The sequence below is a fragment of the Streptomyces sp. NPDC005794 genome (assembly GCF_042871445.1).
Lineage (GTDB): Bacteria > Actinomycetota > Actinomycetes > Streptomycetales > Streptomycetaceae > Streptomyces.
This window is the reverse complement of record NZ_JBIAIN010000011.1, coordinates 116,878-130,266: the sequence shown is the minus strand read 5'-3', so window position 1 is coordinate 130,266 and position 13,389 is coordinate 116,878. Positions and strand designations below refer to the sequence as shown.

The 13,389-nt window shown below is 71.2% G+C and carries 10 protein-coding genes; 8 read left to right on the top strand and 2 right to left on the bottom strand.

What is annotated here, in order from left to right:
* The first annotated feature begins 285 nt into the window (after positions 1-285).
* Positions 286-978 (top strand): 4Fe-4S single cluster domain-containing protein, encoded by a 693-nt coding sequence (locus ACFYQ5_RS19425; RefSeq protein ID WP_389198911.1) that lies wholly within the window; start codon positions 286-288, stop codon positions 976-978.
* On the opposite strand, the gene ACFYQ5_RS19420 is transcribed toward ACFYQ5_RS19425, so the two are convergent.
* Positions 953-2,095: a macro domain-containing protein gene (locus ACFYQ5_RS19420; RefSeq protein WP_389198910.1), complete on the bottom strand. Its 1,143-nt coding sequence runs from the start codon at positions 2,093-2,095 to the stop codon at positions 953-955. The two genes, ACFYQ5_RS19425 and ACFYQ5_RS19420, sit on opposite strands and share 26 nt — an antisense overlap.
* 182 nt (positions 2,096-2,277) lie before the next feature.
* Between ACFYQ5_RS19420 and ACFYQ5_RS19415 the strand changes: the two genes are divergently transcribed.
* From ACFYQ5_RS19415 to ACFYQ5_RS19400, 4 genes are all read left to right on the top strand, one after another.
* On the top strand, positions 2,278-4,557 hold the full coding sequence (locus ACFYQ5_RS19415) for a serine/threonine protein kinase (protein ID WP_389198908.1): 2,280 nt from the start codon (positions 2,278-2,280) through the stop codon (positions 4,555-4,557).
* 72 nt (positions 4,558-4,629) lie between these two features.
* Positions 4,630-6,240 (top strand): hypothetical protein, encoded by a 1,611-nt coding sequence (locus ACFYQ5_RS19410; RefSeq protein ID WP_389198907.1) that lies wholly within the window; start codon positions 4,630-4,632, stop codon positions 6,238-6,240.
* A 39-nt stretch (positions 6,241-6,279) separates the two neighbouring features.
* Complete coding sequence (locus ACFYQ5_RS19405; protein WP_389198906.1) at positions 6,280-8,316, top strand: AAA family ATPase; 2,037 nt, start codon at positions 6,280-6,282, stop codon at positions 8,314-8,316.
* On the top strand, positions 8,294-8,857 hold the full coding sequence (locus tag ACFYQ5_RS19400) for an FHA domain-containing protein (protein ID WP_389198905.1): 564 nt from the start codon (positions 8,294-8,296) through the stop codon (positions 8,855-8,857). The genes ACFYQ5_RS19405 and ACFYQ5_RS19400 overlap by 23 nt, the downstream gene beginning before the upstream one ends.
* A gap of 212 nt (positions 8,858-9,069) precedes the next feature.
* Here the strand turns inward: ACFYQ5_RS19400 and ACFYQ5_RS19395 are convergent, their stop codons facing one another.
* A complete protein-coding gene (locus tag ACFYQ5_RS19395; RefSeq protein WP_389199102.1) occupies positions 9,070-9,858 on the bottom strand; it encodes a DeoR/GlpR family DNA-binding transcription regulator in 789 nt (262 codons plus the stop codon).
* Between the two features lie 324 nt (positions 9,859-10,182).
* Here ACFYQ5_RS19395 and ACFYQ5_RS19390 point away from each other — a divergent pair, with 324 nt between their 5' ends.
* Genes ACFYQ5_RS19390 through ACFYQ5_RS19380 form a run of 3 tightly spaced genes read left to right on the top strand, consistent with a single transcriptional unit; the run spans position 10,183 to position 13,385 of the window.
* Positions 10,183-11,250, top strand: coding sequence for a sugar ABC transporter substrate-binding protein (locus ACFYQ5_RS19390; protein WP_389198903.1), 1,068 nt, complete (start codon positions 10,183-10,185; stop codon positions 11,248-11,250).
* A 33-nt stretch (positions 11,251-11,283) separates the two neighbouring features.
* Positions 11,284-12,138, top strand: a complete 855-nt coding sequence (locus tag ACFYQ5_RS19385) for an ATP-binding cassette domain-containing protein (protein ID WP_389198901.1) — start codon at positions 11,284-11,286, stop codon at positions 12,136-12,138.
* A 17-nt stretch (positions 12,139-12,155) separates the two neighbouring features.
* The gene (locus ACFYQ5_RS19380; protein WP_389199100.1) at positions 12,156-13,385 is read left to right on the top strand and encodes a sugar ABC transporter permease; all 1,230 of its coding nucleotides are present in this window, start codon (positions 12,156-12,158) and stop codon (positions 13,383-13,385) included.
* The last annotated feature ends 4 nt before the right edge of the window (positions 13,386-13,389 follow it).

Below are 13,389 nucleotides of genomic sequence, written 5' to 3'. Positions count from 1 at the left end.
GATGGTCAGTCTTCGGACGAGTCCACCGGTGCGGCCGGAATTGATCATCGGAGGTACCCCCATTTTCCTCGCGGTGTCCCAGGGACACTGCGCAATGACGGTGAGATTAGCGGAATGGTTCCCGCCCGGAGAGCCGGAAGGACTGCGGAATTGATCATTCAGGCGCCGCGTCGGAAAACAACCGGATTCCGACCGCTCCCCGGCCGGGAAACGATGAAGAAGCGATTGCGGGACACATCCGGAACTCGACATACTCACGGGCAGTGACCGGAAGGAGGGGGCAGCATGCGGGTCCGGATCAGCGGTACGCACTTCCCCGTGGAAACCCTGGGACCGGGCCGGCGACTCGGTGTCTGGTTCCAGGGCTGTTCCCTCGCCTGCGCCGGCTGCATGTCCCGGCACACCTGGGACACCCGAGGGGGGAAAGCGCAGGACCTTTCCGAGCTCCTGGCGTCGTGGACCGAGGCGCTGGGGAGGGGGGCCGAGGGGCTCACCGTCAGTGGCGGTGAGCCCCTCCAGCAACCGGACGCGCTGGCCGCCCTGTTGGCGGGTGCCGCCCGCTTGCGGGAGCGGAGGGCGGCAGCGGCCGCGGACCAGGACGCCGGCCCCGGCACCGAGGACCTGCTGGTCTACACCGGGTACGAATGGGATGAATTGACGTCCCATCAGGTCAAGGCGCTCACCCACGCCGACGCCGTCGTCACCGGCCGCTTCCGGGTGACCGAGCCGACCCGGCTGGTGTGGCGGGGCTCAGCCAACCAGCGCGTCCGGCCGCTCACCCCGCGAGGCGTGGCCAGGTACGCGCCGCACCTGGCGCGGGAGAGCACGGGCAACCGGCTCCAGGTGGTGGTCGGGAGTGACGGGGCGGCCATGGACGTACGGCTCTACGGGGTGCCCCTGAGGGACGAACTGGCGGGGGTGGAGCGCGGGTTGCGCGCGGCAGGCGTGTCGCTCAAGGGGTCGAGTTGGCGGCCTTGAGCGCGTCGGCGCCGCCCTGCTGCTGCGCGACCAGACGCACCCGCCATGTGCTGTCCTCGCTCAGTTCCTGCCGGAGGGCCCACAGGAGCCAGCGCGCGGCCGTTTCGGCGGGTAGGCCACCATGGCCCGCGCCCAACAGGGGGAAACAGACGGTGGACAGGGGTATGGACAGCGTCTCCCGCTCGGCCCGGGCGAGCGTGAAGGTCGCCCGCACGGCCTCGGCGAGCGAGGCCGGTGCGATGTGGTAGCGGTCACCGTCCTCGACGGGGGAGGAGATGGCCGCGTGGTAGACGCGCCGCACCCCGTGCGAGGCCAGCGCGCCCGGCGACGTGGCGACCACGGTTCCGGGCCGCACCGGCAGACCGGTGCGGCCGTGGCCGCGGAGCCAGGTGCTCAACTCGCGCTGGAGGACGTCGTCCACGATCTCCCCGGAGCCGTTCCGGACTGCCGCCGCCCTGCGCAGCGCGCCGGAGACGGTGGGCCGGAAGATCTTGGACATCTCCAGGTAGGTGTTCTCCGAGGAGACCAGGATGTCCGCGTCCCGCACGAGTTCGATCGGGCAGACGCGGACCGTTATCCGGTTGGTGACGTGCGCGGGCACCGGACCGGTGGGCGGGGGCCCGGCGAGCATGCGGCCGGAGAGGGGGAACGGCGGGCGGTGCTGCCCTCCGTGGGCCCCCCCGGTCCGCACGGCCGGCCCCGCTTCCCGGACCAACATCAGCACGGAGGAGGCGAGTTCCGCCATGATCTCCTGCTCGTGGCTCCTGCGGAACCGCTCGGTGCTGACGCCGTAGACGGCTGCCGCGGCCTTCCTCCGGTCGGCGGCGGCAGTTCCGCGCCGGTCGGGGAAGAGTCCGAAGGTGTGAGCGGCAGCGCGGGCGAGCGGGTCGCAGGCCGGTTCGTCACGCAGTGGACCGCCACCGGCGAGGTGTTGCACGGCCGCCGCCAGCATCCTTTCGATGCCCTGGAGTTCGTCACCTTCGCCCGTGCTCGTGCCGACCGCGACGGCGGCCTCCCGCAGCGCCTCGCGGGCGCAGTGCCGCAGCCGGGGCAGCCCCGGCCGCCTGATGTCTCTCAGTTCGCGCACGAGGCTCTGGTGCGTGGGCAGGTCCGGCATGCCTCGCATGATAATCCAAGGGTGTTCGGGTCGAGGGACGGATTCCCGAGAGGCATATTCCACTCCTGTCCCCCGGCGAATTACCCGGGGAACGGGCCTTGTCGACGCCGGACCGCCGCTATTCTCATTGCTCTTCCGCCTGACCGGATCCGCCGTTTTCGAGGATGCCTCCAGGAGAGCCGATGGTGACCGATTTCGTCTCTTCCCCCCAGGGTGGATTCGTCCCCCGCGCCCGGGAGACCCGCTCGGTCCGCGGCGACGTTCCACCGGAGCTCGCCGCGAAATTCACCCTGGTCAAGGTGATACGGGCAGCTGAACGCCCGAGCCAGGCCGTCGTCCTGCGCGTGCGCAGGACCGGTGCCCGCGCGGAGGACGCCCCGCTCGTGCTGAAGTGGTACCACTGGATGCACGCCCCCGATGAGGAGGTCGTGCGGCTGTTCGGCGGGAACCCGGGTCCACACCTGGAGGAGCTCCTGGAGGAAGGGGACGCCGAAGGCCACCCCTACCTGGTGTTCCGGTCACACGGCGAGACGGACCTGGCGGCCCATCTGGAGGAGAACCCCGGGGCGCTGCCGCCGAAAAGGATCGAGGCGGTGGCCCGGCAGCTGCACGCCGCGGTGTCGGCACTGCACGGGCACGAGGTCGTCCACCGGGACATCACACCCGACAACATCATGGTGGAGAGCCGTCGCGGTGACGACCTCGATCTCGTCCTCGTCGACATCGGGGTCGCCGTCCGCGGGGACGCCGGGCGGACGGGTGTCCGTCCGGCCTGGCGGGGCAAGCCCCGCTATCTGGCACCCGAGGCCGGTCCGCTCCACCAGACCGTCTCCGAGGCCGGTGACTGGTGGTCGGTGGGCATGGTGGTCGCCGAACTCGCTCTGGGCAGGCATCCCGTGGACTTCTTCAGCGACGAAGCGGTACTGCGCGAGATAGCCACCCACGATCCGGACGTCGGAGGCATCCGCGACTCGCGGACACGCCGACTCTGCGAAGGGCTGCTGACCAGGGCTCCGGAGGACCGCTGGGGCGCCGACGAGGTGGAGGCATGGCTGGCGGGCCGGTCGCCGGCCGTCACCGGCAGGTTCCGGGGCCCCGCACCGGAGGCCGAACCGCCCCCCACCCTCCGCCCGTTCCACTTTCTCGGCGAGCAGTTCACGGAGACGGAGCACTTGGCCCGTGCCCTCGACCGCCACCACCTCGCCGCCTCGGCGATGCTGGCCGACCCCGAGGACCGGGCCGCGTTGGTGGACTGGCTCGGCCAGCTCGAGACCGCGGGCGGACGCAGTCCTGAGGAGCTCCGGCGGCTGACCGCCCTGCGCGGCGAACTCGGCGACCCGCCCGGGACCGGGACCGGCATCCGGCTGATCACCTGGCTCGGTCCCTACCGGGAGGCGTCGTGCTGGGGACTTCCACTGAGCGTCGAGGGTCTCCGGGCTCTGAGCACGGCAGTCCGGCAGGGCGACGAGGAAGCGCTGTCCCTGCTGCGGCACCTGACGGCGGTACCGGAGATTCTGACCGTCCTGGCAGGGCGTCCGCGCGGCGAGGGACTCGACGAGACCGGTGACCGCTGGCTTGCCCTGCGGTCCCGCTGGCCGCACCTCGTCCGGGAACTGCGCCGCCGTCCCGGTGTCGGCGGCCTCGACCGCGTCCGCAGAGCACTGAGACAGACCCCCGCCGTGGACGCACGGCTCCTGGAACTGGCCCGGGAACCCGTCCGCGCCGCCGGTCGCCTCGCCGCGGAGGCTGCGGGGGTGCACGGGCGGCTCGCCGCACCCGTGCCCTGGTTCGACCGGCTGGTCGCTGCCGGGCAGGACGATCCACCGCTGCTCCTTGCGGCGCTGCTGCTGACCGAGCACGCCGTCCGTGAGGCCGGGGAGCTGCACCGTCGGCGCCTCGACGAGGAGATCCAGCGGCTGATGGACGAGGACACGGACGGTGTGGTGGCCGTCATGCGCCGCATGGACCGGCTGCCCACACTGACCTGGGCGCTGCTGGGCGCCACCGTCCTCATGGCTCCGTGGTGCTTCGTGATCGGCCTGGCCGACGTCTTCGGTCGCGCCTCCCAGGACGCGGTCGTCGTCGCCTGGCTGGAGACGCTCCCGGCCGCGGCGGCGGTCTTCGTGCTGGAGCTGCTGACCGCCGTCTACATCGGCCCGCCCGCCTATCACCCCCACCGCTCACTGGCCGGAGTCCTGATCCGTACGGCCGACCGCCCTTCGAGACTGGTGCTGTCGCGGGGGCTGCGCACACTGCTGCCCGCCGCGGCCCTCCTGGTGTGCGCCGTCCTGCTGGGTTTCACTTCCGTGGCCACGGCGCCGTGGGTCTGGCCGCTGGCCTGTGTCCTGGGCCTCGGCGCGTGGAGCGCCCGGCGCTGCCAGGTATGGCGACGGGAGAGGCGTGCGCGTCTGGCGCGCCGGGCGAGGGTGCGGCGTGGCGGTATCGCCGCGCGACGTCTCTGACGGACGAAGTCCGGCATACGCGCCGGGAGGAACGAAACGCGAGGAGACCGAGATGGGCAAGGCAGGCACGGCATGAGCGCGGGACTCGCGATCCCGTCCCTGGACCTGGTGGCACCGGCGGTGGCGTTCCCGCCGGTGGACCCGTACGCGCTTCCGCACACCGGTGCCACGTCGTTCGTCGACCCGGCCGAGACGTCCGCGCAGCTGGCGGAGGCGGTCGGCCAGGGTCTTCAGGACGCGGCGGACGCGGCTCTCCAGGTGCTGGGATCGCTCAGCGGGGTCCTGCTCGCGGGCCGGGCCGCGATGCTGACCACACGGGTCCTGGCGTCGGCCGCCGTCCGCGCCGCCGACGAACAGCGCTGTCTGGAACGGCAGGAGGAGATCTCTGCCGTCGCCGCCGAACAGTGGGAGGCGGCCGCCTACGCCGTGGCGCGCGCCAACGCCCGCAGAGCGGCACTGCTGGCGACGGCGGCCCGGGCCAGCGCGGCGGGAGTTCCGGGCGAGGGCCCGCCGCGCCCCGAACTCCCGCCGCCGCTGGACCCGGTGGGGTGCCGGCTCGGCGTGCTGCGCGGCGAACTGGCCCGCTTCGAGGAGGCTGTCCGGCACGCCGAGGAGACGTGGACCGCGTGGGAGATCCGGCGGCTCACCACCGTGCTGGACACCGCGGTCGACGGCGACGACACATGGCAACGCATGATCCGGGACCGACAGGGCGCCATGGCCGCGCGCCATGGGGCGAGCCGCACCGCGCGGGCCGAGCGAGCGGAGGAGGCCGTCGCGGAGGTGCCGCGTGCCGCGGCGGGCACGGCGCGGGACGCGGAGTCCGTACGCCGGCTCGGCGCCGACATCCTGGCCGCGCTGGATCCCCAGGCCCGGCCGAGGACCGCCGCGCTCGCCGCGGCCGCGGTGGGCAACGCCGTGCGCCGGGCCGCGGAGAGTCCCGCGAGGGCCCGGCGGCACCTCAACGACGCGCGTACGGTCGTCCAGGACGCCAACCGGGAGGCGGCGGCACGCCGGGACCGGACGGAATGGGCCGCCGCGCAGCTCGACTTCCTCACGCGGCGGGCCCCCGAGGGCGCAGAGCCCCTGCCCGAGGCGCCCGACGCCGAGAAGCCGCTGCGCAGGCTGCTGGAGGACGGGGTGCCGCTGGGCGCGGAGGAGCGGCGGCTGGTGGACCGCAGGGTCACGGAACGCCTGAACCACGTGGAGTCCCTCTACGTGCGCGCCCAGTGCTCCCGCGTTCTGGCCGAGCTGTCGGCCCGCCACGGCGGCCCCGCGGACGTCACCCGGCCCGAGGGCGTGGACCTGCGCCTCGACTGGACGCCTGAGGGGTGGGGGCCGGATCACTGGCTGCGGGCGACCCTCACCGGTGGGACGTTCCGTGTCGCCACCATGTACCGCGGCGGGCCGGGTGAACGCGGGCCGGAGGACCGGCGGCTCGACGACGAGCGCTGCGCCGAGGCCCGGCGGCGGCTGGAGGAGTTCACCGACGTGGCCCGCGATCTGGGTCTCACCGTCGCCTTCAGGATCGAGCAGAGTGAGGGCGCGCTGCCCGGATTCCTCGGTGAGGACGACGTCGTCGTCCTGGACGGCGGCGGCCTCACGGACCAAGGGCGGGGTGCGGCGTCGCAGGACGAGCGGTCGGCCCGCCGGGCCAGGGTCGTGGGCGAGAGCGACCGCTGACCGCCGGCACCACCCCACCCACCCCGCAGGAGGAGACGCATGGATCTGGCCAAGGAACGCCGCCCGACACCACAGTTCCCGCCGTTCGCGGAAGAGTTGGCCGGCACGCTGAGCGTGCACGCCCAGTACGTGCTGCACGGCAACTTCCGCGACCTGCACCTCGTCCGGGACCGCGACCGCGACCACCCGCTCCATCTCCTCGAAGTGCTGTGGAACCGCCTGCGTCCGCTGGGCTATCAGGCCCTCCTGAGCCTCGACCAGATCAGGGGGATCCAGGTGATGCAGACCGACCCGTCGGCGCGGGACGCCGTCCTGACTCTGCTCGAAACACCGAAGTCCTCGGACTTCCCCGGCGCCGGAGCCGATCAGCTCCGGCGGACGGCCGACCGGCTGCGGGCGATCCTTTCCGGCTGGAAGGAGGAGCGGAAGCGAGGCCACGACGGGAGGGAGCTGCCTCCCCTGCGCGTCGCCCTCGTGATCGACCACGCCTCGCGGCTGGTCGGCGACGTCAACCGGCTGAACCCCGACGAGCGCGACTTCTTCCTCTCCTGCCTGCAACTCGCCTACGAGGCCGACCCGGTCACGCTTCCCGGCCGGCCCGGTACCGGGAGTTCCTGGACGTCGCTGTTCAACCCGCTGATCTGGCTGGCCGACGGCGAGCGCGACCTGCCGAACTGGCTGCTGGCCGGCAGCGAACGTATACGCACCGTGGCGGTTCCGGCTCCCGACGCGGACGAGCGGCAGCGCATGGCACGGGAACTCCTGCGCGAATACGGGGCGCAGTCGCCGCGCGCACTGCCCGTGCAGGACCCCGAGGAGGCCGTCGGGGCGTTCGCCCGGTCGGCGTCGGGCATGAGCCTGACCGCGATGCGCGAGAGCCTCCACCTGGCGCTCGACCGGCGCATCCCGTTCGACAGGATGACGGACGCGGTCCGTGTATACCGGCTCGGCGTGGAGAAGAACCCGTGGGGCCGGGACGAGATCCGGCAGCGCATCCTCCAGGGCGAGGACACCGGGAACGAGCGGTCCATCCCGCGCCGGGTCCTCGGGCAGGAGGCCGCGGTGGCGATGACGCTGGACATCCTCAAGCGCGCGGCGCTCGGTCTGTCCGGGGCGCAGGCCACCAGTCCGGGGCACCGGCCTCGGGGGGTGCTGTTCTTCGCCGGTCCCACGGGAACCGGTAAGACCGAGCTCGCGAAGGCGGTCGCCTCGGTGCTCTTCGACAGCGACCAGGCGTACCTGCGCTTCGACATGAGTGAGTTCTCGGCGGCGCACTCCGCCGACCGCCTGGTGGGAGCGCCGCCCGGCTACGTGGGATACGAGGCGGGCGGCGAACTCACCAAGGCGGTACGCGAGAACCCGTTCCGGGTCATTCTCTTCGACGAGATCGAGAAGGCCGACAAGGGCGTACTGGACAAGTTCCTGCAAGTGCTGGAGGACGGCAGGCTCACCGACGGTCAGGGGGTCACCACGTACTTCAGCGAATGCGTCCTGATCTTCACCTCCAACCTGGGTGTGCAGCAGGTCGATGCCAGGACGCAGGAGTGGAAGCCGCTGGTGACGCCGGGGGACCCCTATCCGGAGCTGGAGAGGAAGGTCCGCCGGAACATCAAGGAGCACTTCGAACGCGTAGTGGGGCGCCCGGAGCTGATGAACCGGCTGGGCGGCAATGTCGTCGTCTTCGACTTCATCTCCCCCGATGTCGCCGAGAAGATCTTCGACCTCCAGGTGGGCAACATCCGGCGGCAGCTCACCGCCGGGCACGGCATCACTCTCCACCTGACGGACGGCGCCCGCGCGACGCTGCTCGGGCACTGCACCCAGGACCCCTGGAAGGGAGGCCGTGGCATCGGCATGGTCCTGGAGACCCATCTGATCAACCCCCTGGCCCGCGCCCTGTTCGCTGCTCCGGACCTGCGACCTGGCGCGGAGGCACTGGTTTCGGACGTGACGCAGGACGACGCCGGCAGGGTGGAGATCGCGGTGGATTTCCGGGCCGGCACACGGACGACGGGCACGCGGGAGACGGTCACGGCGCACGGAGGCGGGAGCGGTGCGGGATCACCTGGACGATGAGGAGCTGACGGACCCCGAGGACACCGGCATCCACCGCTTCGATGCGCGGGCCGGCATCCCGCCTCGGCCCGCTCCCGCGGAGCGCGATGTCCTCGAGGTGCGGCACCCGTGCCCCGCCTGCAGCCGGCTCCTGCCCGCGGGACTCGCCTCGTGCCCCGTGTGCCTGTCTCCCCTGGACGGAAGCGCGCCGGCGGCCTCCTCGCCGGCGACGGCGGTACGGCTGGTCTTCCGCGGAGCCGGGGGGCATCTCGAAGTCCTGCCCGGTACGGAGATGCGCCTGGGCACGGACGACGCCTGGTCGCCGGGGGCCGCCGCGCTCCTGGCCGGCGAGACCACCGTCTCCAGGATGCACGCCTCCGTGGCCTGCTCCGGCGACGGCCGCCTCACGGTCACGGAGGTATCGCGAGGGTCCAGGAACGGCGTGCGGGTCAACGACCGGGTGCTCACTCCCGGCACACCGGAGCCCCTGAGGGGCGGGGACGTGGTATCGCTCGGTCCCGAGGTGACGTTCACGGTGCAGGAGCCGGGAGGGCCGCCGTAGCGGCCGTGGCCGAAGGCGCTGCCGCCACGCGGTGGCCTCTCCCGCTACCCGACGAAGGTGCTCGGCGGCGACGGCGACGGCAGCACGGTACTCACCTCCGACGACGACACCGCCGCACGGCTGCGCCTGCTACGGCATGGAGGAGCGCCACTACGTCGTGGAGCGTCCATCACTCCTTTGACCTACCGGCGCGGTCAGGTGCCGGATGGCGGTCACGGCCGCGGCTGTTCCGGACGGGCCACGAGAACCTCGACGCCGTCGGCCTGGAGGGCGTCCAGGTCGAAGGCCGGAATACCGGAATCTACGATGACGAGGTCGAAGGCGGTCACGGGGGCCAGCTGGTAGAGGCCCCGGCGGCGGAACTTCGTGTGGTCCACCAGAAGGATCTTGCGCGCACAGGCATCCATCAGGGCCCGCTTCACCGCCACCGTCTCCTGCGACTGGTGGTAGCAGTGGCCACGGGTGATGGCGGTCGTGGAGGCGAAGAGCGTGTCGGCGCTGAGACTGGTCACGGCGTCCACCGTGCGCAGGCCCAGGTAGGCGTCGTAGGCGGGGTAGTAGGTGCCGCCCAGGGAGATGAGCTCGATGCCCGGGCTGCCGGCCAGCGTCTGGGTGACGGGGCCGAAGTTGGTGATGACGGTTAACGGGGCGTGCCGGTCCAGGAGACGGGTGAGTGCCAGAGCCGTCGTGCTGTCGTCGATGACGACCGCTTGCCCGGGCCTGACCAGAGGCAGGGCGGCGCGGGCGATGGCGTCCTTCGCCGCCGTCATGGCGCGGGCACGGTGACGGACGTCGCCGTGGAAGGCGGTCGAAGGCTGAGCGGTCGCGCCCCCGCGGACCTTTCTCAGCCAGCCCCGGTCCTGCAGGTAGTCGAGGTCCCGGCGGATCGTCATGGCGGTCACACCCAGCTCGTCGGCCAGTTGTTCGATCCGGACGAACCCTCTGTCCACGACGCGGCCTTTGATCCGCTCCCTCCGTTCGCGGGGTTTCCTGCTGCTCATGTCGGCCGGCTGCCGGTTCTCTGCTCCCATAAATACTCCTGTTCATTTTCTGTGAAGTGAACACCCCCGGACCTGCCCCCTTTACCCTTTCGTCGTTCCTTCCGGAGAGGCCGACAGTGCACCCGCGGACGCTGTCGCCGCGCTTCTGAGCGATGGCCGGCAGCCGGACTCCGCGTCCCGTGTCCCGGATCCCGCACGCCGAGCGAACATCTATGGCCGGAGAAGCAGCACAGCAATTGTTCAATTACTGCGGTCCGTTGACACAAATGAAACATCTGAGTTTCCTGAGCGTTGCCTTCAGCGTCCATGAGCAGGGAGTGGAACATGAGAAGACCGGCACGTCTCGCTCTCACCGGCATCCTCGCCATGGGCGCGCTCGTATCCTGCGCGGAAGAACCCGGAGCGACCGGTTCCGGCGGCGCCGGCGGCGTGGGCAAGGTCGCGTTCCTGATGCCTGACCTCGCCTCCACCCGGTACGAGCGGTACGACGCCCCACTCTTCAGGAAGCGCATGGGTGCGCTCTGCCAGGAGTGCGAGGTCATTTACCAGAACGCCGACAGCGACGCGTCGTTGCAGCAGCAGCAGGCAAACTCCGCGATGGCGCAGGGCGCCAAGGTCATCGTGCTGGACCCGGTCGACTCCGACTCGGCGTCCACCATCGTGCAGACGGCACATTCCCAGGGCGTCAAGGTGATCGCCTACGACCGGCCGGTGTCCAAGAAGCCCGCGGATTTCTATGTCTCGTTCGACAACGAGGCGATCGGTGAATCCATCGGCAGCTCGCTGGTCGGCCATCTCGAGAAGACGGGAGCGAAGGGCGGAATTCTCCAGGTCAACGGCTCTCCGACCGACGCCGCTGCCGGACTGATCAAGAAGGGCATCCACAAGGCGGTCGACGACAGCGAGTTCGATCTGCTCGCCGAGTACGACACCGCGGACTGGTCGCCGGAGAAGGCCCAGCAGTGGGTGAGCGGGCAGATCGCCCAGTACTCGGGCAAGATCGCCGGCGTGGTGGCCGCCAACGACGGAACCGGCGGCGGGGCGATCGCGGCCTTCAAGGGCTCCGAGGTGAAGGTCCCGCCGGTCACCGGGAACGACGCGGAGCTGGCGGCGGTCCAGCGCATCATCGCAGGCGATCAGTACAACACCATCTCCAAGCCCATCAAGACGGTCGCGGAAGCGGCGGCGGAGGCCGCGCATCAGCTGATGGAGGGTGAGACGCCCAAGGCGGACTCGACGCTCTTCGACACGCCCTCGCAACTGTTCGAACCGACGGTGGTGACGCGGGAGAACCTCAAAGAGGTCGTCTTCGGCCCCGGCGGTGTGCTCAAGGCCGAGGACGTCTGCACCCGTGTGTACGCCGACGGCTGCCGGCGTCTGGGCGTCGGGTAGCGGCGTCCTGTGCCAGAGCGAGAGAGGGTGCCCATGACAAGCTCCGCGACGCCCGGACCGGCCCCCGGCACGCTCCCCGCGACGGGCCCTGGAGCCGACGCGACCGGCGTGCTGTCGCTGAGGGGTGTGAGCAAGCAGTTCGGCGCGGTCGCCGCGCTCAGCGGGATCGACCTCGATGTCGCGGCCGGTGAGGTGGTAGCCGTGGTCGGGGACAACGGCGCCGGGAAGTCCACCCTGGTGAAGATCCTCTCGGGGGTGTACTCCCCCGACGCGGGGACGGTCTCCTTCCACGGCCGGGAGGTTTCGTTCGATTCTCCGAGCGCCGCGCACGCGCTGGGTATCGCGACGGTCTACCAGGACCTGGCGCTGTGCGAGAACCTCGACGTCAAGGCGAATCTCTTCCTGGGCCAGGAGCTCCGGCCCTGGATGCTGGACGACGTCGCCATGGAGAAGCGGTCCTGGGAACTGCTGCGTGAGCTGCGGGCCAGGATCCCCACGCTCGACGTCCCGGTGGCCTCTCTCTCGGGCGGCCAGCGGCAGACGGTGGCGATCGCCCGGGCCCTGCTCGGGCGGCCGGATGTCGTCCTGCTCGACGAGCCGACGGCCGCCCTCGGTGTCGCGCAGACCGCCGAGGTGCTCAACCTCATCGAGCGGCTGAAGGGCAACGGGCTCGGCGTCGTCATGGTCAGCCACAACATGGAGGACGTCCGGGCGGTCGCCGACCGGGTGGCCGTGCTCCGGCTCGGGCGCAACAACGGTGTGTTCGACGCCCGGGAGGTCTCCTCCGAAGAGGTCGTCGCCGCGATCACCGGCGCCGCCGACAACGCCGTTTCGCAGCGTGCCGCGCGCCGCGCGGCCCCCGCACGGGAAGAGGAGGGACAGCCGTGACATCTCTCGGCTCCGAGGTGGCGGCGGCCACCGACCAGCAGGACGAACCTCCGGCGGCACGGCACGGTTTCCGCGACAGTGTCCGCGGTACGGTCCGCCGGGCCCGGCACGGCGACCTGGGCGTGCTGCCGGTCGTCGCCGGTGTCGTGGTGATCTGGACGATCTTCCAGTCGCTGAACCGGACGTTCCTGTCCAGCACCAACCTGGTGAACCTGGCCTTCGACATGGTGTCCCTGGGGGTGATCGCGCTCGGCATCGTGTGTGTTCTGCTCGTCGGCCAGATCGACCTGTCCGTCGGCTCCGTGAGCGGTGTCGCCGCCGCGACCACGGGCGTGGTGATGGTCCGTCACGAGCAGTCGGTGTGGCTGGCGATCCTGGTGGCGGCCGGTGCCGGCGCGCTGATCGGCTGGGTGTACGGGCAGGTGCTCAACCGCTTCGGTGTACCCAGCTTCGTCGTCACTCTGGGCGGCCTCCTGGCTTTCCTCGGCACCCAGCTCTGGCTCCTGCGCGGCCAGAACGCCATCAACCTGCCGTACGACTCCGGCCTGGTGAAGTTCGCCCAGGTGTGGTTCGTCCCCGAGGTGACGGCCTACGCCTTCATGCTCCTGGCGGCCGGCGGCTTCCTCGCTGTCGGCCTGGCCCGTGCCCGCAGCCGCCGCCGTGCCGGGCTGTCGTCCGTCTCACCCCGGTGGCTGGCGGTGCAGTCCCTCGCGCTGGCGGCGGCGCTGCTGTTCGCGGTGTACTACCTGAACCGGACCCGCGGTGTGCCGTGGATGTTCATGCTCTTCGTCGCCCTGGTCCTGATCCTGCACTACGTCCTCACCCGGACCGGTTTCGGCCGGTCCCTGTACGCGGTGGGCGGGAACGCGGAGGCTGCCCGTAGGGCCGGCATCGACGTACGCGCCGTGTACACCACGGCGTTCGTCATGTGTTCCACACTCGCCGCGACCGGCGGGGTCCTGGCCGCCGCCCGTCTCGCGGCGGCGAATCAGAGCACCGGCACCGCGGACGTGAACCTCAACGCCATCGCCGCCGCGGTGATCGGCGGAACCAGCCTCTTCGGCGGCCGTGGTTCCGCCTTCGCCGCCCTGCTCGGCGTCCTCGTCATCCAGTCGATCTCCAGCGGGCTCACCCTGCTCAATCTCGATTCGTCGTACCGCTTCATCATCACGGGCTGCGTGCTGTTGATCGCCGTCGCCCTGGACTCCGCCGCCCGCCGCTCGCGGCAGGCACACGGAAGGGGCTGAGGGC